At 65.7% G+C, this 21496-nt stretch carries 21 protein-coding genes; 6 read left to right on the top strand and 15 right to left on the bottom strand.

The window, feature by feature from the left end:
* Nucleotides 1-98: 98 nt before the first annotated feature.
* Together dnaG and EPO41_RS18070 are read right to left on the bottom strand one after the other, a co-directional pair.
* Nucleotides 99-1979 carry a DNA primase gene (gene dnaG, locus EPO41_RS18065; RefSeq protein ID WP_296327749.1) on the bottom strand — a complete coding sequence of 627 codons (1881 nt, stop codon included), beginning with the start codon at nucleotides 1977-1979 and terminating at the stop codon, nucleotides 99-101.
* Between the two features lie 236 nt (nucleotides 1980-2215).
* Nucleotides 2216-2674, bottom strand: coding sequence for a GatB/YqeY domain-containing protein (locus EPO41_RS18070; RefSeq protein ID WP_296327753.1), 459 nt, complete (start codon nucleotides 2672-2674; stop codon nucleotides 2216-2218).
* Nucleotides 2675-2899: 225 nt separating this feature from the next.
* Between EPO41_RS18070 and carA the strand changes: the two genes are divergently transcribed.
* The 3 genes from carA to greA all read left to right on the top strand — a co-directional run bounded on the left by carA (nucleotide 2900) and on the right by greA (nucleotide 7917).
* Nucleotides 2900-4084: a glutamine-hydrolyzing carbamoyl-phosphate synthase small subunit gene (gene carA, locus EPO41_RS18075; RefSeq protein WP_296327756.1), complete on the top strand. Its 1185-nt coding sequence runs from the start codon at nucleotides 2900-2902 to the stop codon at nucleotides 4082-4084.
* A 9-nt stretch (nucleotides 4085-4093) separates the two neighbouring features.
* Nucleotides 4094-7339, top strand: a complete 3246-nt coding sequence (gene carB, locus EPO41_RS18080) for a carbamoyl-phosphate synthase large subunit (RefSeq protein WP_296327759.1) — start codon at nucleotides 4094-4096, stop codon at nucleotides 7337-7339.
* Between the two features lie 104 nt (nucleotides 7340-7443).
* Nucleotides 7444-7917: a transcription elongation factor GreA gene (gene greA / locus EPO41_RS18085; protein ID WP_296327762.1), complete on the top strand. Its 474-nt coding sequence runs from the start codon at nucleotides 7444-7446 to the stop codon at nucleotides 7915-7917.
* Here greA and EPO41_RS18090 read toward each other — a convergent pair.
* The 3 genes from EPO41_RS18090 to EPO41_RS18100 all read right to left on the bottom strand — a co-directional run bounded on the left by EPO41_RS18090 (nucleotide 7910) and on the right by EPO41_RS18100 (nucleotide 9407).
* Entirely contained in the window at nucleotides 7910-8476 is a 567-nt protein-coding gene (locus tag EPO41_RS18090) for a septation protein IspZ (RefSeq protein ID WP_296327764.1), read from the bottom strand. The two genes, greA and EPO41_RS18090, sit on opposite strands and share 8 nt — an antisense overlap.
* A gap of 78 nt (nucleotides 8477-8554) precedes the next feature.
* Entirely contained in the window at nucleotides 8555-8926 is a 372-nt protein-coding gene (locus EPO41_RS18095) for a nuclear transport factor 2 family protein (protein WP_296327765.1), read from the bottom strand.
* A 1-nt stretch (nucleotide 8927) separates the two neighbouring features.
* Nucleotides 8928-9407, bottom strand: a complete 480-nt coding sequence (locus EPO41_RS18100; RefSeq protein WP_296327768.1) for an Lrp/AsnC family transcriptional regulator — start codon at nucleotides 9405-9407, stop codon at nucleotides 8928-8930.
* Between the two features lie 177 nt (nucleotides 9408-9584).
* Between EPO41_RS18100 and trxB the strand changes: the two genes are divergently transcribed.
* The 3 genes from trxB to EPO41_RS18115 all read left to right on the top strand — a co-directional run bounded on the left by trxB (nucleotide 9585) and on the right by EPO41_RS18115 (nucleotide 12723).
* Nucleotides 9585-10556, top strand: a complete 972-nt coding sequence (trxB, locus tag EPO41_RS18105) for a thioredoxin-disulfide reductase (protein ID WP_296327770.1) — start codon at nucleotides 9585-9587, stop codon at nucleotides 10554-10556.
* 30 nt (nucleotides 10557-10586) lie between these two features.
* Complete coding sequence (locus EPO41_RS18110) at nucleotides 10587-11477, top strand: LysR family transcriptional regulator (RefSeq protein WP_296327773.1); 891 nt, start codon at nucleotides 10587-10589, stop codon at nucleotides 11475-11477.
* Between the two features lie 367 nt (nucleotides 11478-11844).
* Entirely contained in the window at nucleotides 11845-12723 is an 879-nt protein-coding gene (locus tag EPO41_RS18115) for a DUF6492 family protein (RefSeq protein ID WP_296327776.1), read from the top strand.
* Here EPO41_RS18115 and EPO41_RS18120 read toward each other — a convergent pair.
* The 10 genes from EPO41_RS18120 to EPO41_RS18165 form a co-directional block, all read right to left on the bottom strand.
* Nucleotides 12720-13847 carry a CoA transferase gene (locus EPO41_RS18120; RefSeq protein WP_296327779.1) on the bottom strand — a complete coding sequence of 376 codons (1128 nt, stop codon included), beginning with the start codon at nucleotides 13845-13847 and terminating at the stop codon, nucleotides 12720-12722. The genes EPO41_RS18115 and EPO41_RS18120 overlap by 4 nt on opposite strands.
* Nucleotides 13844-15010 (bottom strand): acyl-CoA dehydrogenase family protein, encoded by a 1167-nt coding sequence (locus tag EPO41_RS18125; protein ID WP_296327782.1) that lies wholly within the window; start codon nucleotides 15008-15010, stop codon nucleotides 13844-13846. Before EPO41_RS18125 ends, EPO41_RS18120 begins: the two co-directional genes overlap by 4 nt.
* 127 nt (nucleotides 15011-15137) lie before the next feature.
* On the bottom strand, nucleotides 15138-15476 hold the full coding sequence (locus tag EPO41_RS18130; protein WP_296327785.1) for a hypothetical protein: 339 nt from the start codon (nucleotides 15474-15476) through the stop codon (nucleotides 15138-15140).
* A 2-nt stretch (nucleotides 15477-15478) separates the two neighbouring features.
* On the bottom strand, nucleotides 15479-16240 hold the full coding sequence (locus tag EPO41_RS18135) for an enoyl-CoA hydratase-related protein (protein ID WP_296327788.1): 762 nt from the start codon (nucleotides 16238-16240) through the stop codon (nucleotides 15479-15481).
* 8 nt (nucleotides 16241-16248) lie between these two features.
* Entirely contained in the window at nucleotides 16249-17220 is a 972-nt protein-coding gene (locus tag EPO41_RS18140) for a tripartite tricarboxylate transporter substrate binding protein (protein WP_296327791.1), read from the bottom strand.
* A gap of 72 nt (nucleotides 17221-17292) precedes the next feature.
* On the bottom strand, nucleotides 17293-18255 hold the full coding sequence (gene msrP / locus EPO41_RS18145) for a protein-methionine-sulfoxide reductase catalytic subunit MsrP (RefSeq protein WP_296327794.1): 963 nt from the start codon (nucleotides 18253-18255) through the stop codon (nucleotides 17293-17295).
* Between the two features lie 91 nt (nucleotides 18256-18346).
* Nucleotides 18347-18793, bottom strand: coding sequence for a hypothetical protein (locus EPO41_RS18150; protein WP_296327797.1), 447 nt, complete (start codon nucleotides 18791-18793; stop codon nucleotides 18347-18349).
* 66 nt (nucleotides 18794-18859) lie between these two features.
* Entirely contained in the window at nucleotides 18860-19105 is a 246-nt protein-coding gene (locus tag EPO41_RS18155; RefSeq protein WP_296327800.1) for a hypothetical protein, read from the bottom strand.
* Nucleotides 19106-19171: 66 nt separating this feature from the next.
* Nucleotides 19172-19294, bottom strand: a complete 123-nt coding sequence (locus EPO41_RS18160) for a hypothetical protein (protein ID WP_296327803.1) — start codon at nucleotides 19292-19294, stop codon at nucleotides 19172-19174.
* 94 nt (nucleotides 19295-19388) lie between these two features.
* Nucleotides 19389-21464: an elongation factor G gene (locus EPO41_RS18165; protein ID WP_296327806.1), complete on the bottom strand. Its 2076-nt coding sequence runs from the start codon at nucleotides 21462-21464 to the stop codon at nucleotides 19389-19391.
* Between the last annotated feature and the right edge of the window lie 32 nt (nucleotides 21465-21496).

Here is a 21496-nt window from a genome sequence, read left to right on the forward strand (position 1 = left end):
GGAGGCGGGAGGGCGGCCCCGCAAAAACTACCCTTCTACTATATGGGGCTTCAGTGCAAGCAGCGATAGGGGCAAGCCCCTGAATCTGCGCGGCCCCGTTATATGGCATTGGATTCGATGTTTTCGCGCCGCATGCGATCGAGGATGGCCTGGAGTCGCTGCAAATTCTCTTCGGACATGTCTTCCGCAAGGGCCTCCTCGGCCCGTTTCAGTTCCTCCGGGCCGCCCTGGAGGTGGCTGAGATGGCGCGCCGCGCGGCGCCACTGGCCGACCCAGCCGTCGGTATCGGCCGGATCGTCGCGGAAGGCCTCGCGGGCCTTGGCCTGGGCGGCGGCGGCCAGACGGCCGAGCCCGATCCGTTCGAGGTGCTGTGCGATCAGCTGCGCCTCGAGAGAGGGGTCGCCCGCCGCCTCGTCGGCAGCCGGGTCCACCCCTGAAGGGACCAGCGAAAGGGCATCCAGCAGCCCGCTGCGCAGCCGGGCGAGTTCGGGATGGCCGATCGGCAGGGACGCCAGGTCCTCCGCCAGGACGTGGAGCAGGGCGGGCCGCTCGATCAGGGCGCCCAGCAGGACCCGCTCCTGGCGGGAGCCATCGAGCCCCTCTCCGGCCCGGCGGGCTGCGGATCCTGCGGCAAAGGGCGCGGGCTCGGGATCGCCAGGACGACGAAACGGCTTGCGGCCGCCCCCGCCGGGCTGCCAGGCCGGCGCCTCCGGCCGGCGCATCCGGTTCAGCCGGTTGCGCATCTCCGTGCGGTAATACTCGCGGACCATGGGGTCGGCGATCTCGGCCACCCGCTGTTCGACGCTGCGCTGCAGGCTGGCCCGCCGTTCCGGCGTATCGGTCGATTTGCCCTCGATTTCCAGTTCCCAAACCACGTCGGACAGCGGCCGTGCGAGGTCGAGCACACGACGTACCGCCTCGGGCCCACGCGTCCGGACCAGGCTGTCGGGATCCTCGCCGGCCGGCAGGGTCAGGAACCGCAGGCTCTTGCCGGGGCGCAGCAGGGGCAGGGCCCGCTCGGCGGCACGGGAGGCGGCGCGACGGCCGGCATTGTCGCCGTCGAAACAGAGATAGGGTTCATCGGCCAGCTTCCAGAGCTCGGCCAGCTGGCCCTCGGTGAGGGCGGTTCCGAGCGGCGCCACGGCGCCCGTGAAGCCAGCACCATGCAGGGCGATTACGTCCATGTAGCCCTCGGCGACGATGACCGGCTGGTCCTTGGTCGCGGCCTGCCGTGCCCGGTCGAGGCAGTAGAGGTTTGCGCCCTTGTGGAAGAGCGGCGTCTCCGGCGAATTCAGGTACTTGGGCTCGCCAACACCCATGACCCGGCCGCCGAAGGCGATGGCCCGGCCGCGGCGGTCGTTGATGACGAACATCACGCGACCGCGGAAACGGTCATAGGGTTCGCGCCCGTCCTCGGGCTGGATGGCGAGCCCGGCCTCGACGATCTTCTCGATCGGTACGTTCTCGCGTTTGAGGGCGGCGATGACGCCGTCGCGCGAATCCGGGGCGAAGCCCAGGCGGAAGTCGTCGATCACGACGTCGGAAAGTCCACGCCCCCTCAGGTAGTCGAGTCCCTGGCGGCCCACGGGAAGGCGGAGCTGCTTCTGGAACCAGAGGGCGGCCAGCTCGACGACCTGTTGCAGCGTGGCCGCCCGGTCGGCGCGCTCGCGCTCCGCGGGAGTCGCGCGCGGCACCGGCAGGTTGACCTCACGGGCGAGCTTCTCGACCGATTCGGGGAAGGAAAGCCCCTCGGTCTTCATGACGAAGCCCACGGCGTCGCCGTGCTCGCCGCAGCCGAAGCAGTGGTAGAAGCCCTTCTTGTCGTTGACCGTGAAGGACGGCGACTTCTCGTTGTGGAAGGGGCACAGGCCAGCATACTCGGCGCCCGACCGGCGCTTCAGCGATACCTTCCGGCCGACAATGTCGGACAGGCTGAGGCGCGCGCGCAGTTCGTCGAGGAAGCCCGGAGGGAAGGCCATGCCTCAAATATGTAAGGTGCGCTCGACATAATATGTAGAGATATGTCGGGTGGACTGGACATTCTTCTCCACTGGCAGTGGATCAAGTTCCAGACCGCTCTCCAGGAGGCCCAAGGCGTCTCTGTGGAGCGCGCCAATCCAGTGGCGCCTCATGAGTTCTTGTCTTTTCTGCATCGTGCGGGCTCTCGCGCCTCAGAAGGCGCTGCCGCCCGTCGCCGCCGTTTTGGTGCGTCGGGCTAGCCGGCGAGAGCCTTTTTCACCGCGGCCGACGCCTTGGCGAAGTCCATCTGGCCGGCATACTTGGCCTTCAGGCCGGCCATGACGCCGCCCATGTCCTTGATCGAGGTGGCGCCGGCGGCGGCGATGGCCTCGCGCACGGCGGCCTCGACGGCGACCTCGTCCATCTGCTGCGGCAGGAAGCGCTCGATGACGGCGATCTCGGCCTTTTCCTTCTCCGCCAGGTCGGTGCGCCCGCCCTTTTCATAGAGCGCGATCGATTCATTCCGCTGCTTGATCATGCCTTGCATCATGGACAGGATCTTGTCGTCGGCCACGCCCTCGCGGCTGGCCTCGGTGCGGGCGGCGATGTCGACGTCCTTGAGCTTGGCCAGGATGAGCCGAATCGTGCCCAGCGCCGCCTGATCCTTGGCGCGCATGGCCTCTTTCATCGCTTCGGTCAGTTTCTCGCGCAGCATCGCTTGGGTCCCGTTGGTTCGCCGGAAGGCTAAGGGGCGGAAACTAATCGCCTCAGCCGCTGTTGGCAAAGCAAATAAGTTATTGAAATAGCTTAGAAATTGGCTGCCTTCGGTGCCTTGACCCTCTGCGGCAGCTTGGTTACAACCCGCCCGGCTTGCCGATCGCCTCGCCCATGCTGGGTCCGGGGCGAGGCCGCGCGAGCCGCACGAACGGGCAAAATCATCATGACTTCACCTAAGACCGCCGGCGCGAACGACGCCGCGCCGCGTTGGGCCACGGCCGCGCTGGTGCTGGCCGACGGCACGGTCTTCTGGGGCAAGGGAGTGGGCGCCGCCGGCCATGCCGTGGGCGAGGTCTGCTTCAACACCTCGATGACCGGGTACCAGGAGATCATCACCGATCCCTCCTATGCCGGCCAGATCATCACCTTCACCTTTCCGCATATCGGCAACGTCGGCACGAATCTCGAGGATATCGAGACGATCACGCCGGCCGCGCGTGGCGTCGTCCTGCGCGGCGACATCACCGAGCCCGCCAACTGGCGGTCGGTGAAGCCGCTCAACGACTGGCTGAGGAGCCACAATCTGCCGGGTATCTGCGACGTCGACACGCGCGCCATCACGCGCCGCATCCGCGACGGCGGCCCGCCCAACGGCGTGGTCGTGCATGCGCCGGACGGGAAGTTCGACATTCCGAAGATGCGCCAGATCGCCCTGGACTGGCCGGGTCTCGACGGCATGGACCTGGCCCTCGAGGTCACGACCAAGCAGACCTACGATTGGGACGAGACCAAGTGGGCGCTGGGCAAAGGCTACGGCAAGCTCATCAAGCCGAAGTATCACGTCGTCGCGGTCGACTACGGCGCCAAGCGCAACATCCTGCGCTGTCTCGCCAACACCGGCTGCAAGGTCACGGTGGTGCCGGCCACGGCCACGGCCGAGGACATCCTGCGTCACAAGCCCGACGGCGTCTTCCTGTCCAACGGCCCCGGCGATCCGGCAGCGACCGCGGTCTATGCCTCGCCCGCCATCCAGGCCGTGCTCGACAGGAAGGTGCCGCTGTTCGGCATCTGCCTCGGCCACCAGATCCTGGCGCTGACGCTCGGCGGCAAGACCCGCAAGATGGCGCGCGGCCATCGCGGCGCCAACCAGCCGGTCAAGGACCTGACGACCGGCAAGGTCGAGATCACGTCGCAGAACCACGGCTTCTGCGTCATCCCCGAATCGCTGCCCGAGAACACCGAGGTGACGCACGTCTCGCTGTTCGACGGCATCAATGAAGGCCTGCGCTGCACCGACAAGCCGGCCTTCTCGGTCCAGTATCACCCCGAAGCCTCGCCCGGCCCGACCGACAGCCACTATCTCTTCGACCGGTTCGTCGAGATGATCGACAAGAGCAAGGGCAAGTGACAGGTAATCATGCCCAAGCGCACTGACATCAAATCCATCCTCGTCATCGGCGCCGGCCCGATCGTCATCGGTCAGGCCTGCGAGTTCGACTATTCCGGCGTCCAGGCCTGCAAGGCGCTGAAGGACGAGGGCTATCGCGTCATTCTGATCAACTCCAACCCGGCCACGATCATGACCGATCCCGGCCTGGTCGACGCGACCTATGTCGAGCCGATCACGCCCGACTTCGTGGCGCGCATCATCGAGAAGGAAAAGCCCGACGCCATCCTGCCGACCATGGGCGGCCAGACGGCGCTCAACACGGCGATGGCACTGCATCGTGACGGGCGGCTCAAGACGTACGGCGTCGAGCTGATCGGCGCCAATGCCGAGGCCATCGACAAGGCCGAGGACCGGCTGCTGTTCCGCGACGCCATGACGAAGATCGGGCTCGAATGCCCCAAGAGCGAGGTCGTGCACAATCGCGAGGAGGCGACGACGGCGCTCGAGCGCGTCGGCCTGCCGGCAATCATCCGCCCGTCCTTCACCCTGGGCGGCACCGGCGGCGGCATCGCCTACAACCGCGACGAATATTTCGAGATCGTGGCCGGCGGCGTCGACGCCTCGCCGGTCGGCGAGGTGCTGGTCGAGGAATCCGTGCTCGGCTGGAAAGAGTACGAGATGGAGGTCGTGCGCGACCGCAACGACAACTGCATCATCATCTGCTCGATCGAGAACGTCGATCCGATGGGCGTGCATACCGGCGATTCGGTGACTGTCGCGCCGGCGCTGACGCTCACCGACAAGGAATACCAGATCATGCGCGATGCCTCGATCGCGTGCCTGCGCGAGATCGGCGTCGATACCGGCGGCTCGAACGTGCAGTTCGCCGTCGATCCGGCGACCGGCCGCATGGTCGTGATCGAGATGAATCCGCGCGTCTCGCGTTCCTCGGCGCTGGCGTCGAAGGCGACGGGCTTCCCGATCGCCAAGGTGGCGGCACGTCTGGCCGTGGGCTACACGCTCGATGAACTCCTGAACGACATCACCGGCGAGACGCCGGCCTCGTTCGAACCGACGATCGACTATGTCGTCACCAAGATGCCGCGCTTCGCCTTCGAGAAATTCCCTGGCGCCGAAGCCCTGCTCAACACGTCGATGAAGAGCGTCGGCGAAGCCATGTCCATCGGCCGGACGTTCCAGGAGTCGCTCCAGAAGGCGCTGCGTTCGATGGAGACGGGCCTCACCGGCCTGAACGAAGTCGAGATCAAGGGCGCGCCCGACAAGTCCGCCATCGCCGGCGCGCTGGCCCTGCCGACGCCTGACCGCATCCTGGTGATCGCCCAGGCCTTCCGCCACGGCCTCACCGTGGAGGAGATCGCCCGGGCGTCCAAGTACGAGCCGTGGTTCCTGCGCCAGATCGAGCAGCTCGTCGCCATCGAAGCGAGCGTCCGGAAGGAAGGCCTGCCCAAGGACGCCAAGGCGTTCTTCGACCTCAAGAAGAAGGGCTTCTCGGACGAGCGGCTGGGCGAACTCACGAAGCAGCCGGCGGCCAGCGTGGCGAAGAAGCGCCGCGCGCTCGGCGTCCGCCCGGTCTTCAAGCGCATCGACACCTGCGCCGCCGAGTTCGAATCGCGCACGCCCTACCTCTATTCCTGCTACGAGGGCGACGGCGTGCGGCCTGCCGAGTGCGAGTCGCAGCCGACCGACCGGCGCAAGGTCATCATCCTGGGCGGCGGTCCCAACCGCATCGGCCAGGGTATCGAGTTCGACTATTGCTGCGTCCACGCCGTCTACGCCCTGCGCGAGGCCGGCTACGAGACCATCATGGTCAACTGCAATCCCGAGACCGTGTCGACCGACTATGACACGGCTGACCGGCTCTACTTCGAGCCGCTGACCGCCGAGGACGTGATCGAGCTGGTCGAGGTCGAGCGCTCGAAAGGCGAGCTGCTGGGTCTCATCGTGCAGTTCGGCGGCCAGACGCCGCTCAAGCTCGCCAAGCCGCTCGAGGCCGCGGGAATCCCGATTTTGGGCACGTCGCCCGACGCCATCGACCTCGCCGAGGACCGCGAGCGCTTCCAGAAGCTGATCCAGGAGCTGAAGCTCCGCCAGCCCGACAACGGCACGGCGACGTCGCAGGAGAAGGCGATCGAGATCGCCGAGAGGATCGGCTATCCGGTGGTGATTCGCCCGTCCTACGTGCTGGGCGGTCGTGCCATGCAGATCGTCTACGATCGCGCGGCGATCGAGCGCTACATGCGCGACGCCGTGAAGGTCTCGGGTAGCAATCCCGTGCTGATCGATTCGTACCTGCGCGATGCCATCGAGGTCGACGTCGATGCCCTGGCCGACAAGGACCAGAACGTCTTCGTCGCCGGCATCATGGAGCACATCGAGGAGGCGGGAATCCATTCCGGCGATTCGGCCTGCTCGCTGCCGCCTTATTCCCTGTCGTCCAGGATCATGGCCGAGATCGCGCGGCAGACCGAGGCGATGGCCAAGGCGTTGCACGTCGTCGGCCTGATGAACGTGCAGTTCGCCGTGAAGGACGGCGACGTCTACGTGCTGGAGGTCAATCCGCGTGCCAGCCGTACCGTGCCGTTCGTCGCCAAGGCGACCGGCCAGCCGATCGCCAAGTTCGCGGCCCGCCTGATGGTCGGCGAGGCGCTGAAGTCGCTCGGCATCAAGAAGGCGAAGGGCAAGCACATCGCGGTCAAGGAGGCGGTGTTTCCCTTCGCGCGCTTCCCCGGCGTCGACATCATCCTGGGGCCCGAGATGCGCTCGACGGGCGAGGTCATGGGTCTCGACATGGACTTCGGCCGTGCGTTCGCAAAGTCGCAGCTCGGCGCCGGCAGCAAGGTGCCGGTCGAGGGCGTGGTGTTCGTCTCGGTCAAGGACCAGGACAAGCAGGCCATGGTGAAGCCGGTGAAGCGCCTGGTCGATCTGGGTTTCAAGGTGGTGGCGACCCGCGGCACGGCGGAATTCCTGCACAAGCACGGTATCGAGGCGCAGCAGGTCAACAAGGTGCTTCAGGGCCGGCCGCACATCGTCGACCTCATGAAGGACGGCAAGGTGCAGCTCGTCTTCAATACGGTCGACGGCGCGGGCGCCTTGACCGACAGCTTCACGCTCCGGCGCACCGCCCTGATGCACAAGATTGCCTACTATACGACGGTCGCCGGCGCCAAGGCGGCGGTCGAGGGCATTGCTGCGGTAAAGGAGGGCGCCCTCGACGTGGCGCCGCTGCAATCCTACTTCAAGACTGCCTTCTAGGCCCTTTCACCTCCGCTCCCGCCCGCAACGCGCCGGACTGCACTCCGTTTCCGGCTGCGTTGTTGGGCGTTGACGCCGTACGAGTGATCAAGGACGATTTGGAAATGGAACGTATTCCGATGACGGCCGAGGGGCTTCAGCGCCTCGAGGCGGAACTGAAAGTGCTGAAGAGCGTGGAGCGCCCGGCGATCATCAAGGCGATCGCGACGGCGCGCGAGCATGGCGATCTCTCGGAGAATGCCGAGTACACCTCCGCGCGCGAAAAGCAGAGCTTCATCGAGGGACGCATTGCCGAGCTCGAGGACATCATCTCGCGGACCGAGGTGATCGACTTCTCCAAGCTCACCGGCAAGGTCATCAAGTTCGGCGCCACCGTACGCCTGGCCGACGAGGACACCGACGAGAAGGTGAAGTACCAGATCGTCGGCCCCTATGAGGCGGACCTCGCCAAGGGCCGGATATCCATCACGTCGCCGATCGGCAGGGCCCTGATCGGCAAGACCGTCGGCGATACCGTCGAGGTCCAGACGCCTCGCGGCGGCAAGTCCTACGAAGTGGTGGGCGTACAGTTCAACTAGCCGCCATCATGGCGCGCGCCCGGCGAATGCCGGTCGACTTCATGATGGCGTACTGGATGCCGAACAGGCAGATCTTGCTGCCGATCGCCCAGACCGATTTCACGGCCGCCCAGCTCGTGACGTCGAGCGCCAGCGCGAGCACGATGTTGAGCACGGCCGAGAAGAACATCAGCCCGGCCCAGACATAGCCGAAGGTGATGGCGAGGTCGGGAACGGTCGCCTGCGCGATCGGCGGCAGGTACCGGGTCATCCAGCCGCGCTTCAGCATGACCATGCCGACGATGACGTAGATGACGCTGGGTTTCAGCATGATGAAGAGCGGGTCGTCGGTCACGAATGTGGCGGCGCCCGAGGTGAAGATGATGACGAGGCTGAGCCATTGCAGCGCCTCGACCGGCTGCCTGTGGACGAGCTGCCAGCCGATCTGGGCCATGCCCAGCGCCATGCCGAGCCCGACGGCGAGGAAGAGATTTCCGGTGAGGACGTAGATGGCGAGGAACAGCAGCGTCGATGCCAGATCGAGCAGCAGGATCTTGGACGCCTGGAGCAGATTCCGCATGGCTCGCGACCTTCGGTCTTTGTGACAACGTTGTGTATTTAACCACGCTATCAATACACAGCGTTCCCTGCAAGGGGCTCAGACGACGACTTTGATGTAAGTGTCCTTCATGACGATGAGGCCGCGGCGGAAGGTATAGAGGTCGCAGCCCAGCCATTCCTGGCGCTCGCCGCTCGCCAAGGTGGCGGTCCGGTGCCATTCGGTCACCGCCCGGTCGCCGCAGATGAACTCATTCGTGTGGGTCCACTTCACGTCGCCGGTGCTGGCGAACAGCGGCTCGAAGTAGCTGCGGATCGCCGCCTTGCCCTTGAAGCTCTGGCCCCAGTAGTCGGGCCCCTTGGCGTTGCGGAATTCACCGTCCTCAGCGAAGGAATCGACGATCCCGTCGACGTCGCGCCGGGCGAAGGCGTCGGCCACGCGGTGCAGGATCTCGAAGGTGACGTCGGTCACTCTACGCCTCCGTCGAAATGGGAACCCCGGGCACTTCCTTGGCGGTGCGGAACACCATCATGGATTTCACGTGGCTGACGTTGGGCGCCGAGGTGAGGCGGGTCGTGAGGAATTTCTGATAGTCGTCCCAAGTCTCTGCCACGATCTTGAGCAGGAAGTCGGCCTCGCCGGCCAGCATGTGGCACTCGCGGACTTCGTCCCACTTGGCGATCAGCTCCTCGAAGGACTTGAGGTCGGCTTCGGCCTGGCTGTTCAGCCCCACCAGGGCGAACACGGATACGCTGTAGCCCAGCGCTTCGGGGCTCAATTCCGCATGGTAGCCCTTGATGATGCCGGCCCGCTCGAGGGCGCGCACGCGGCGCAGGCAGGGCGGCGCCGATATCCCGGCCCGTTCGGCCAGTTCCACGTTCGTCATGCGTCCATTGGACTGCAGGTCGCTGAGAATTCGCCGGTCAATTCGATCGAGCTTGGCCCGAGCCATCCGTTTTCCTCCGTTGGCCGCGGTCTATGCCAGAACCGTGCCGGGCGCGCAATAAAGTTGCGAGAATTCGCCGGTTGGCTGTGAACAATTGCGTGTGAAATCGACATCTATCCGTGCAACTCCGGCGAGGTTTGCATATATGTCGAAGATATGCGGTTGGCGGGATGCGGAGCACACATGGCAGAAACTCATCGCAGCAAGGTAATGATCCTGGGGTCGGGACCAGCCGGCTACACGGCGGCGATCTATGCTGCCCGCGCCAGCCTGAACCCGATGCTCGTGCAGGGAATCCAGCCCGGCGGGCAGCTCACGATCACGACCGACGTGGAGAACTATCCGGGCTTCGCGGATGTGATCCAGGGCCCGTGGCTGATGGAGCAGATGCAGAAGCAGGCGGAGCATGTCGGCACGAAGCTGTTCTTCGACACGATCGTGGACGTCGACCTGACCAGGCGTCCGTTCGTCTGCCTGGGCGATTCAGGGGACCGGTATGAGGCCGATTCCCTCATCATCGCGACCGGCGCCACGGCGAAGTGGCTGGGCCTGCCCAGCGAGGAGACGTTCCGCGGCGGCGGCGTGTCGGCCTGTGCGACCTGCGACGGCTTCTTCTTCCGCAACAAGGAAGTGGTCGTGGTCGGCGGCGGCAACACGGCCGTCGAGGAGGCGCTCTACCTGACGCACCACGCCTCGAAGGTGACGTTGGTCCACCGCCGCGACAGTTTCCGCGCGGAGAAGATCCTCCAGGATCGCCTGTTCAAGAACCCGAAGGTGACGGTCGTCTGGGATCACGTCGTCGACGAGATTCTCGGCGAGAAGACGCCGGCGCCGATCGTCACCGGTGCGCGACTGCGCAACGTGAAGACGGGGGCCGTGCACGACGTCAAGACGGACGGCTTCTTCGTGGCGATCGGCCACTCGCCCAATACCGAGCTGTTCAAGGGCAAGCTCGAGATGGACGGCGAGGGCTATCTGATCACCCGGCCGGATTCGACCGGGACCAACATCGAGGGCGTCTACGCGGCCGGCGACGTGCAGGACAAGGTCTTTCGGCAGGCGGTGACGGCCGCGGGCACCGGCTGCATGGCCGCCCTCGAGGCCGAGCGGTGGCTGGCGGGACAGGACACGCGCCACGCCCAAGCCGCCGAATGAAGCAGCAGGCAGGGACAGGGAGGCAATGAAATGGACTGGGACAAGCTGCGGATTTTCCAGGCCGTGGCCGATGCCGGCAGCTTCACCCATGCGGGCGAATCGCTGAAGCTCAGCCAGTCGGCGATCTCGCGCCAGATCGGCGCGCTCGAGGAGCAGCTCGGCGTCATGCTGTTCCATCGCCATGCGCGCGGTCTCATCCTGACGGAGCAGGGCGAGCTGCTTTACCGCACGGCGCGCGACATGGCCGCCAAGGTCAACACCGCTGAGGCCCTGTTGCGCGCCAACCAGGACAAGCCCGCCGGGCGGCTCAAGATTCACGCCACGGTGGGCTTCGGTTCGACCTGGCTGACGACCCAGATGCACGAGTTCATCGCGCTCTATCCCGAGATCGACGTCAGCCTCGTGCTGTCCGACAACGAGCTCGACCTCGGCATGCGCGAGGCCGACGTGGCCATCCGCATGGTCATGCCGCGCCAGCCAGGACTCGTGCAGCGTCACCTGCTGACGGTCCGCAGCCACGTCTACGCCTCGCATGGCTACGTCCAGAAATACGGCAAGCCCACCACGATCGACGAACTCGACCAGCATCGGCTCATCATCTTCGGCGAGGATGCACGCGCGCCCGTCCAGGACGTGAACTGGCTGCTGCGCGAGGGCAATGCCGACCAGAATCCGCGGCTCGTGGTGCTCCGGGTCAACAACACCTACGGCATCTTCCGCGCCGTCGAGTCCGGTCTCGGCATTGCCTCGTTGCCCGACTATCTGGCGCGTGAATCGACCAAGCTCGAGATGCTGCTGCCGGATCTCAATGTCCGTACCACCGATGTGTATTTCACCTATCCTGAGGAACTGCGGCACTCGAAGCGCATCGCCGTGTTCCGTGATTTCTTGCTGCGGAAGGTGGCGGAGACACGTTTCTGATCCGTCAGACGTGCAGGATTGCATAGTTGGTGAAAGGCATGCGCATGCCGCATGCCAGTGTCCAAAACTTCACCACTGCCATTCCCGCTCATGAGGCATAGGTTAAATACAGGTCTTCGACACGAACGGTTTCGGCTGATCGCGTTCGAAACTCGGGATCCTCATGATCCCACGTCTCCCAGACGTGAAGCCTCCCTGTTTGACTCGCCGGGCCCTTGGGCCCGGCGTTTTTTTTGCGCCCTGCATGGAGCGATCCCCTCTTGCGGACGTGGGTCGATCTGCCGCTCAGTGGCTAGTGCAATGATTTAACCTATCGATTGATATGGAGTTGGCGATGCCCATATATAGTTGGAGAGTGTAGCCCCGAATGTTCTCTGAGATCAGACAAGGAATCCTCCCGCTCGCCCTGCGCAACATCAAGCGCCTGGGCGATCTGGAGCGTGCCGGTCTCCTGATCGAGTCGCTGGCCAAGCACTGGCGCGACAGCAAGCCCTTCGAACTCCTGATCATTGCTCCCAACCGCGACGCAGACCTGCTGCGGTCCAATCTGCCGCGTTTTCCGAACATCGAAGTGACCGTCCGCCGAGAGCGCGATTTCTTCCCGGCCTTCAGTTCCTTCTATTGGATGACCGGCTGGTACCGACAGCAGATCGTGAAGTTGCACGTGCCGGCGGTCCTGGGATTCGCGGGTTATTTCACGCTCGATTCCGACGTCTGCTGCGTTGGCGACTTCGATTCGCGGACCTTCGTGCAATATGACCGCGCTCTGTCCCGCTGGGAACCCAAGCAGCATCACGATTGGTGGCAGAGCGCGTCGGAGGTGATCGGCGTTCCCTACGATCCGAGGTCGCATGGCCTCTCGGTCACGCCGAACATCCTGCACGGCGACCTGGCCCGGATGACCCTCGACCAGCTGCGGGGGCCCCGCTTCAATGCGATGACCTCGCTGGTGCTCTGGAAGGCCCGCAAGCCGTTCCAGGTGCCGTGGACGGAATATTCCCTCTATACCAGCGCAGCGGAGATCAGCGGCACGCTCTTCGACTATCACGCCGAGTGGGACACCTGTTACACGTCCGATGTGCAGCTGTTCTCGGAACAATCCTGCGTCTGGGGCGCCGACGATTTCGAGCGCCTCGTCAGGCTGCCGAATGGCACCGATCCCGGCGGCAAGTTCATCATCGTGCAGAGCCACGCGCGCATCCCCCTCCAGCAGGTGCGCGACTACTGCCTGAGCTTCGTCGGCTAATCCGTCCCGTTGTGCTCGCCGATCTTCGGCGCCGTTTCCATTCCGCCGGCCCGCTGGCCATCGATGCTGAGCGGCAGGCCGTGAAACAGGGCGTTCGAGCCGGCGTAGGGCTGCATGAACATCGCCAGCGCCGCAACCTGCGCCAGCTCCATCACCTGGGGCACGGTGTTCAGCGGGCCATTGGGCACACCCAGCGCATCGAGCTTGGCCTGCCAATAGGCCCGGGGATGCTCCTTCATGATGTCGGCGATCATGCCCAGCAGCAGTTCGCGCCGCTCCGCGCGCTGGACGTTGGTCCGGAAGCGCTCCTCGTCGGGCCATTCGGGCTGGCCCAGCGCCTCGGCGAACTTGCGCCACAGCCGGTCGTTGCCCGGGCAGATCATCAGCGGCCCGTCGCTGCATTCGAACGCCTGGTACGGAGTCAGCGACGGATGGCCGGTGCCCTGGCGCGGCGGCATCTTGCCGGTCACCGACCAGCCGGCGACATGGTTCGATGCCCACATCAGCCCGCTCTCGAACAGCGAGGTGTTCACGAGGCTGCCTTCGCCGGTGGCGGTGCGCTTTGCCAGCGCCGCGAGCACGCCGATCGCCGTCCACATGCCGGTCGACAGGTCGATGATCGAGACGCCGATGCGGGCCTCGGGCCCCGTGGGGTCGCCGTTCAGCGAGATGAGGCCGGCGACGGCCTGGATGATCGGCTCGTAACCCGGCCGATCCTTCCACGGCCCGGCATGGCCGAAGGCGCCCAGGTCGGCATAGATCAGGCGCGGGAAGCGTTTGGTGAGCGTGGCGCCGTCGAAACCGAACTTCGCCGGCACGTCGGCACGCAGGTTGTGCACGAAGATGTCTGCCGTTCCGATGCGCTCGATCAGGGCCTCGCGCTGGGCCGGATCGGCGAGGTCGCAGGTGATCGATTTCTTGCCGCGGTTCAGTGCGATGAAGCCCGTCGCATCGCCCTCGACGAAGGGAGGGCCCCACTTGCGCGCATCGTCGCCCTCGGGCCGCTCGACCTTGATCACCTCGGCACCCAGGAAGGCCAGGATCTGGCCGCAATAGGGGCCGGCCAGGTTCTGGCCGAACTCGATGACCTTGATGCCTGAGAGGGGGCCGGGTGCGGCGTTCATCGAAGGTTGCTCCCCAGGATCTCGCGCGCGATCACCATGCGCTGCACCTCGCTGGGGCCTTCGCCGACGCGGCGGATGCGCATCTCGCGGTACCAGCGCTCCAGCGGCAGGTCCTTGGTCATGCCCATGCCGCCATGGATCTGCATTGCGCGGTCGACCACGCGGCCCCCACCCTCGGAGGCGGTCAGCTTGGCGATCGAGGCCTCGATCCTGAAGGGCAGGCCGCGGCGCGCCTTCTCGGCGGCTTCCAGGGTGAAATGCCTGGCGGTGCGGATGTCGATCTCATTGTCGACCAGCATCCATTGCACGGCCTGGCGATGTGACAGCTTCTCGCCAAAGGTCGTGCGCATCTTGGCCCATTCGATCGCCATCTCGTGCGCGGCGATGGCGACGCCGATGCAGCCCGCGGCATAGGGGATGCGCTGGCGGGTCAGCCGGTCGTTGGCGACCGCGAAGCCCTTGTTCACCTCGCCCAGCACCTGGTGATCGCTCACCCAGCAATCCTTGAACTCGAGCTCCGTCGCATAATGTGAGGAGCGCAAGGTGTGCACCACGCGGCGCACATGGAAGCCCGGCGTGTCGCTGTCGATGATGAAGCAGGTGATTCCGGCGCGGCCTTTCGACGAATCGGTGCGGGCAAAGACGATGCCGTACTGCGCGCGGTCGGCGTTGGAGATGAAGATCTTGGCGCCGTTCAATACCCAGCCATTGTCCTTGCGCTCGGCCCTGGTCTGGATGGCGCGCGCGGGATCGCTGCCGCCTGACGGTTCGGTCAGGCCGAAGAAGGCCTTCTTCTCGCCGCGCAGGGTCGGATAGAGATACCGCTCCTTCTGGTCGTCGTTGGCCTCGAAGATCTGCGCGAGGCCCGCGCCACCGAAGGTGCCGTAGCAGGGCACGTAGAGACCGGCGCGATGCTGCGCCATTTCGATGGCCAGCAGCACGCGCGTCACGATGTCGATGTCGGGACCGCCATACTCCTTGGGGATGTCGATGCCGAACAGGCCCATCGCCTTGGTCTTCTCGACCAGCCGCGCATGATCTGCGGGATCGAGTTCCGAGGCGTCGGGATCGAGCTTGGCTTCGAGCGGAATGATCTCCTCCCGCACGAACCGGCGGACCTGCTCGATCAGCATCTGCTGCTCTTCGGACGGTTCGAAATCCATTTTCTCTCTCCTCTTGTTCCTCTCCTCCGATAGGGGGAGAGGTCAGGTGAGGGGGTTACAGGTGGTGCATCGCCCCCTCACCCTGCCTCTCCCCCTAGCGGGGAGAGGAGGAAGAAAGGGTGATGCTTCAAGACGGACTCAACCGCCCCAGGGGCGGCGGGTTCTTAGCATTGTCGGGGGGCAGGGCACCGTGATCGGCCTTGTGCACCATCAAGAGCTCGAACCAGCGCGTGCGGTACTGCTGGTTCACTTCGACACGGAACTGGCAGCCGTCGCCGCGTTCCTTGTGCTCGCGCTGCAATTCGGAGCGCAGGCCGAACGGCGAGCGGGCGCCGGCCTGGCCGATGAACAGCACGGTGCCCTTGGCATCGGCCACCTGATAGACGCCGAGCTGGCCGGGCAGGCGCTGCGCGGTCTCCGCGGTCAGCTTCTGCCAGGGTTTGTCGAGGCGCAGCCGCAGGGACATGGTTACTTTCCCTGGAACTTCGCGGTGCGCTTTTCCAGTCGCGCCTTCATGCCTTCCTGCGCGTCCTGGCTCTTCATCGCGGCCTGGACGAGCGCGTCGACATCGTCGTGCTTGATGCCGTCGCGGAACTCGAGCTGCTTCACCGTCAGCGCCTTCATGGCCTTGAGCGACAGTGGCGCGTTGGCCGCCAGCCGTTCGACGACCTTCGAGGCCTCGGCCTCGAGCTGGTCGGCCGGCACGCAGCGGGCGATCAGGCCCAGCGCGTGCAGCTTGGTCGAGGGCAGGGGATCGCCCAGCAGCAGCATCTCGCGGGTCGTGACCGGCCCCAGCACTTCCATCAGCTTCTTGGCGAGGAACCAGTTGGGCGCCAGGCCCACCTGCGCAAGCGACATGCCGAAGCGCGCCTTCTGGCTCGCCACCACGAGATCGCAATGCAGCGCCAGCTCGTTGCCGCCCGCGATGGCGTCGCCATGGACGACCGCGACGACGGGCAGGGGACAGAGCTCGACCGCGCGCAGCATCACCTCGATGCCGCTGGCATTGCCGCCGCCGATCGTCTCGCGCCGCTCCGCCATGTCGAGGCCGGCGCAGAACACGTCGCCCTTGCCCCGGACGACGACGACGCGATCCTCTGGCGCGACGGGCGCCTGCAGTGCCTCGATCATCTCGCGCATCAGCTCGCTGTCGAGCGCGTTGCGCTTCTCCGGCCGGTTCATCCAGATGGTTTTGACCGGGCCGCTCTTCTCGATGATGACCTTGCTCATGGCGTCGCTCACTCCGGCTCGATGCCGGCGGCCTTGATCTCCTTGGTCCACCAGGCGGTTTCGCTCTTCACGTAGGCCGCGAACTCGTCGAGCGCGAGCGGGGCGATCTCCATGCGGCCCTGCGTCATCGCCTTGGCGGTGGCCGGATCCTTCAGCGCCTCGGCGATGGCGTCGGCGAGGACCTTCTGGACGTCCTTCGGCGTCGCGGCCGGCGCGAAGACGGCCAGCCAGTAGACCAGCGAATAGCCCGGCACCGTTTCGGCGATCACCGGCAGGTTGGGTGTGACGGTCGTGCGCTTGGGGCCGGTGGTCGCGAGCCCGCGCACGCGGCCGGCCTCGATCTGCGTCAGCGCCTGAGGCAGGTCGGGGAACATCACCTGGACCTGGCCCGAGGCCACGTCACCCAGTGCCTGCGGGCTCGCCTTGTAGGGCACCCGCTCCATCTTCACGCCGGCCAGCTGGTTGAACATCTCGCCCGAGAGGCGCTGCGAGGCGCTGGCCTCGGCATAGTTGAGCTTGCCGGGGTTCTTCTTGGCATATTCGACCAGCTCGGCCGTGGTCTTGATCGGCAGGTCGTTGTTCACGACCAGCGCGTTGACGCCCATCACGCAGCGCATGATCGGCGCGAAATCCTTGTCGATATCGTAGCTCAGCTTCTTGAACAGGGCGCCGTTGGCGGCGTTGGTCGTGTTGGTGCCCATCATCAGCGTGTAGCCGTCGGCCGGCGCCGTCGCGACGGCGGAGGCGCCGAGCTGACCGCTGGCGCCGGGCTTGTTCTCGATGACGATCGGCTGCTTCAGGATATCCTGCAGCTTGGCGCCGAGACCACGGGCCGTCAGGTCGGTGGCGCTGCCGGCCGCAAAGGGAACGACGAGCTTGATTGGCTTGTTGGGGTAGGCCTGGGCGAAGGCGGCCCTGGACAGCGAGCCCGCGGCCAGTGCGGCGGCGCCGGCCAGGGTCGTACGACGGTTGAGTTTCACGTTTCCTCCTGGGGCCTCGTCCGGCCGGGCTCCGTTTTAGCGGCCCGGCGCGGCGAGGCAAAGGAGGGCAGGCTACATGAACAGTTTTTCCGCCTTGCGGTCGGTGTAGAGCCCGGCCACGAACTCGGCATAGCCGTTGTAGAGCAGCGTCGGGATGCGCTGGTCGCTGCCCAGCGGCTTTTCCGTGGCCTGGCTCCAGCGCGGATGGGCGACCTCGGGGTTCACATTGGCCCAGAAGCCGTATTCGCTGGATTGCAGCCCTTCCCAGAACGTCTTGGGCTTCTTGTCGGTGAACTCGACGCTGACGATCGATTTCACGTTCTTGAAGCCGTACTTCCAGGGCGCCACGAGACGCAGCGGCGCGCCATTCTGCTTGGGCATCGGCTTGCCGTAGAGGCCGGTGGCGATGAAGGCGAGATCGTTCATCGCCTCGTCCATCGCCAACCCCTCAGTGTAGGGCCAGGGGTAGAGGAGGTCGCGCTGCTCGCGCATGACCGACGGCTTGGACAAGGTCTTCATCACGATGAACTTGGCGCTGCCCAGCGGCTTGCAGAGCTCGACCAGCGAGCGCACCGGAAAGCCGCTCCACGGCACGATCATCGACCAGGTCTCGACACAGCGATGGCGATAGACCCGCTCCTCGAGCTGCACCTTGGCCAGGAGGTCGTCGATGCCGATCTCGAACGGCTTCTCGACCATGCCGCCGACCTTGATGGTCCAGGGCCGAACCTCGAGCTTCTGGGCGTCGCGCCAGATGCTCTTGTCGGTGCCGAACTCGTAGAAGTTGTTGTAGGTCGTGGCCAGCTTCTCGGCGGTCATCGGCGTCGGCACGCCGTACCGGTCGTTGCGCCTGCCCGGATAGAGCCCGGCCGACGGATCGGCCGACTTGTCCTGTGCCATGAGCTGGGCCGGCAGGGCGATCGAGGCCGCGCCGAAGCCCATCGCGCGCACCATGGCGCGCCGGTTGAGGTAGTGGCTCTCCGGCGTCGTTTTCGACTCCGGAAGCTCCCAGCCTTTCGCGCGCTTGATCAGCATCGTTCCTCGCTCCTGTTTACGCCGTGCCTCTAGATGGGCCCGGCATCGGGCAGTCGCAAATCAACCCTGCTCACTGCCCCGTGACGCGGCTTTACGGCTGCGAATTGGTCACGTCGAGCAGGGTCGGCCACATGACGTCGCGCCAGGCGTTGTTGCCGACGGCGGTGAAGGTGATCTGGCCGTTCTGCACGAGGAAGAAGCGCGGCGTCTCGGCGCCCTGTTCGACACCGACCTGGCTCATCAGGAAGGCGTCGAGCACCCAGCGCAGGTCCGAGGGCCAGCTCGCAGGCTTCAACAGGAGCGCCGGCGTCTTCGGGAACACCACGCGATAGTCTACCTTCTGGAACACCGGGGCCTGCTTGAAGAGCGGCTCCCATTGCGTGCGCCAGACCTTGCAGGCCTCGGATGTCTCGTCGCCGGCGAAGATCAGGATGGGCTTGGTGCCCTTTGTCGCGCCTTGGGCGGCGGCGGTGCGCGCCAACACCGGCGCGGCGGCCAGCGACAGGCCGGCCGCGATCACACTACGTCTCTTCAACATCAAGTTGCGTCCCCCTCGTGACGAATCCCACGAGGGTACTATGGAGCAACCTGGCCCGGCCGGAAACTAGGCCTTGGTAGCCGTCACGTCTTGGATCATCGGCCACATCTTGTCCTTCCAGTCGCCGTTGCCGGTGACGGTGAGGACGATCCTGCCATCCTGGAAGAGGATGAAGCGCGGCGTGGCATTGGGGCGTTTCTGGCCTTCCTCGCTGAGCAGGAAAGCGGCACGGATGGGTCTCGCCGGCACGGGCCAGCTTCCTTCGACCATCACAAGGTCTGCATTGGCCGGATGGACGACCTGATAGTCCATCTTCTTGAAAGCGGCCGACTTGAGGAAATCAGGCTCTGACTGGGCACGCCAGATCTTGCAGCCGCCTCAAAGTTCGTGGCCGACGAACACCAGCGTCGGGCGCCCAGCCTGGGCATTCGCGACGCGGGCCAGTGACGATGCGGTGGCCATCGCCAGGCCGCCCACCATCACAGACCGTCTGTTGATCATGAACATCACTCCCGTGGAACCATTCCACGGGGCGAATATGAGAAGCGGGACCTCGGCCCGGAAGGTCCGTCGGCCCGATCTCACCGCCTTGTGACTAGGCGGCCTGACGTTTCTTCGTCTCCTCCACGATGCGCTCGGCCGTGCGGCCGGCCAGTTCCTGCAGGTGGTCGAACTCCACGCGGAAGGTGCCGATGCCCTGTGTGACGGACCGGATCTCCACGATCATGTCGGCGATCTCCGCCTCCGGCATCAGGGCCGAGACCTCGTCCCATCCCGGCCAGTCGGGCCGGGCATCGTAGCCGAGAAGCTGCCCACGTCGGCCCGAGATCAGCCGCTGCAGCCGCGGCGTCGATTCGGCAGGTCCTGTGACGGTGACGCGGAGAATGGGTTCGAGCAGGACCGGTCTGCACTTGGGCATGGCCTCGCTCATGGCGATGCGCGCGGCCATCTTGAACGACATCTCGGAACTGTCGACGGCATGGTATTGGCCGTCGAACAGCGTTGCTTCGAGATCGACCACGGGCTGTCCAAGCGGCCCTTCCTTCAGGTACTCGCGCAGACCTTCCTCGACGGCTGGAATGAAGTTGCGGGGCACCACGCCGCCCACGATCCGGTCGACGAAGCGGAAGCCCGACCCGCGGGGCAGCGGCTTGATCTCGACCTTGATGTCGGCGAACTGGCCGTGACCGCCGGTCTGACGCTTGTAACGTGCATGCTGCTGCATGCCGGCCTGGATGGTCTCGCGATACGCGACGCGCGGCGTCGTCGTCTCGACGGCGACGTTGTAGCGCCCGGCGAGCTTGTCGACGGCAACCTTCAGGTGCATCTCCCCCTGGCCCCTGAGAAGCAGCTCATGGGTCTCGCCGCGCTGCTCGAAGGAGAGCGACGGATCTTCCTCGACGATCTTCTGGAGGGCCCCCGAGAGCTTCACTTCATCGTTGCGGTTGCGGGCCGAGAGGGCCAGGCCGAACACGGGGGCGTCGGCCGCCGGGAAATCCGCCGAGGCGGCGATTCCCGCGGGACTGAGGATCTGGCCCGACGACAGCGCTTCGACCTTGGCCAGGGCCACGATCTCGCCAGCGCGCGCGCCGGCGATCTTGTCGACCCTCTGCCCGAACGGGCGCAGGATCGAGCCGATCCTCTGTCCGCCGACCGACTGTCCCTCGGCCATCGTCCCGGACCAGATGCGGCAGAGCGAAAGCTTTCCGGCGTGGCTCTGATGCAGGACCTTGAAACACTCGGCCGTCGGAGCGTCGTGCGAAGGCAAGGCGCGCCGCTGTGCGGTCTGCTCGACGAAGGGCGTATCGTGGCGCAGCGCCTTCAGGAGGCGCCGCACGCCGTTCTCGCGGTCGCCGGCGCCGAGCAGGACCGGCGAGATCTGGTCGGTGCAGAACTCGTCATGCAGGTCGCGGTAGATCAGCGACTTTTCCGGCGCGATATCCTCGATGAGCTGTTCCAGAAGCGCATCGTCGAACTCCGAGAGCGTCTCCAGCATGTCGCGCCGCGCCTCGGCCTCGCGTGGCAGCACCTCTGCGGGCATCTCGATCAGGTCGGAGGCGCCGCTGCTGCGGTAGCGATAGGCCCTTTCGCTCACGAGATCGACATAACCCACCGTCTCCTCGCTGCCGTCGGCGGCGGCGCGGCGGATCGGCACCTGCCGCAGCACCAGCCTGCGTCGCGACACCGACTGCAGCGCCGAAAGCAGGTCGCGCACGCGGACCTCGGCGGAATCGATCTTGTTGACGAAGATGACGTGCGGGATGTGCCGGTCCTCGATGAATTTCAGGAGCGGCGTGAGCGTCATCACGCGCTCGGGCGAGGGCTCGCAGACGAGGACGGCGGCATCGCACACCGCAAGGGCTGCGAAGGCGTCGTGCTGGAATTCGATCGAGCCCGGCACGTCGAGGAAGGTCCATTGGTCGCCGAGATAGTCGACCGAGGCGACGTTGATCTCGGTGCCCATGCCGCGCTTGCGCGCTTCGGCGGCGCCGTCGCCGATCGAGGTGCCTGCGCGCGTCGAGCCGCGACGGCCGATGGCGCCGGTCGCGTACAGGATGCTTTCGAGCAGGCTGGTCTTGCCCGACAGATACGGCCCGCACAGCGCGACGACGCGATGCGCGCCGCTGCCTGGTCTGCCGCCGGTGATCGTCTCCGTCCTGAATTCGGCCATGACAACGTCCTCCTTCTTCGCAGAAAGCGCAG

Origin of the sequence: Reyranella sp. (assembly GCF_004297265.1) — a bacterium.
In the GTDB taxonomy this organism is placed as follows: Bacteria; Pseudomonadota; Alphaproteobacteria; order Reyranellales; family Reyranellaceae; genus Reyranella.

Coding starts and splice junctions, on each gene's coding strand:
- EPO41_RS18165 (WP_296327806.1), bottom strand. CDS start 21,464: ATGGCCGAATTCAGGACGGAGACGATCACCGGCGGCAGACCAGGCAGC.
- EPO41_RS18130 (WP_296327785.1), bottom strand. CDS start 15,476: ATGTCCCTGCGGCTGCGCCTCGACAAACCCTGGCAGAAGCTGACCGCG.
- dnaG (WP_296327749.1), bottom strand. CDS start 1,979: ATGGCCTTCCCTCCGGGCTTCCTCGACGAACTGCGCGCGCGCCTCAGC.
- greA (WP_296327762.1), top strand. CDS start 7,444: ATGGAACGTATTCCGATGACGGCCGAGGGGCTTCAGCGCCTCGAGGCG.
- carB (WP_296327759.1), top strand. CDS start 4,094: ATGCCCAAGCGCACTGACATCAAATCCATCCTCGTCATCGGCGCCGGC.
- EPO41_RS18115 (WP_296327776.1), top strand. CDS start 11,845: ATGTTCTCTGAGATCAGACAAGGAATCCTCCCGCTCGCCCTGCGCAAC.
- trxB (WP_296327770.1), top strand. CDS start 9,585: ATGGCAGAAACTCATCGCAGCAAGGTAATGATCCTGGGGTCGGGACCA.
- EPO41_RS18090 (WP_296327764.1), bottom strand. CDS start 8,476: ATGCGGAATCTGCTCCAGGCGTCCAAGATCCTGCTGCTCGATCTGGCA.
- EPO41_RS18110 (WP_296327773.1), top strand. CDS start 10,587: ATGGACTGGGACAAGCTGCGGATTTTCCAGGCCGTGGCCGATGCCGGC.
- EPO41_RS18150 (WP_296327797.1), bottom strand. CDS start 18,793: ATGTTGAAGAGACGTAGTGTGATCGCGGCCGGCCTGTCGCTGGCCGCC.
- EPO41_RS18100 (WP_296327768.1), bottom strand. CDS start 9,407: ATGGCTCGGGCCAAGCTCGATCGAATTGACCGGCGAATTCTCAGCGAC.
- carA (WP_296327756.1), top strand. CDS start 2,900: ATGACTTCACCTAAGACCGCCGGCGCGAACGACGCCGCGCCGCGTTGG.
- EPO41_RS18120 (WP_296327779.1), bottom strand. CDS start 13,847: ATGAACGCCGCACCCGGCCCCCTCTCAGGCATCAAGGTCATCGAGTTC.
- EPO41_RS18125 (WP_296327782.1), bottom strand. CDS start 15,010: ATGGATTTCGAACCGTCCGAAGAGCAGCAGATGCTGATCGAGCAGGTC.
- EPO41_RS18135 (WP_296327788.1), bottom strand. CDS start 16,240: ATGAGCAAGGTCATCATCGAGAAGAGCGGCCCGGTCAAAACCATCTGG.
- msrP (WP_296327794.1), bottom strand. CDS start 18,255: ATGCTGATCAAGCGCGCGAAAGGCTGGGAGCTTCCGGAGTCGAAAACG.
- EPO41_RS18070 (WP_296327753.1), bottom strand. CDS start 2,674: ATGCTGCGCGAGAAACTGACCGAAGCGATGAAAGAGGCCATGCGCGCC.
- EPO41_RS18155 (WP_296327800.1), bottom strand. CDS start 19,105: ATGGACTATCAGGTCGTCCATCCGGCCAATGCAGACCTTGTGATGGTC.
- EPO41_RS18160 (WP_296327803.1), bottom strand. CDS start 19,294: ATGATCAACAGACGGTCTGTGATGGTGGGCGGCCTGGCGATGGCCACC.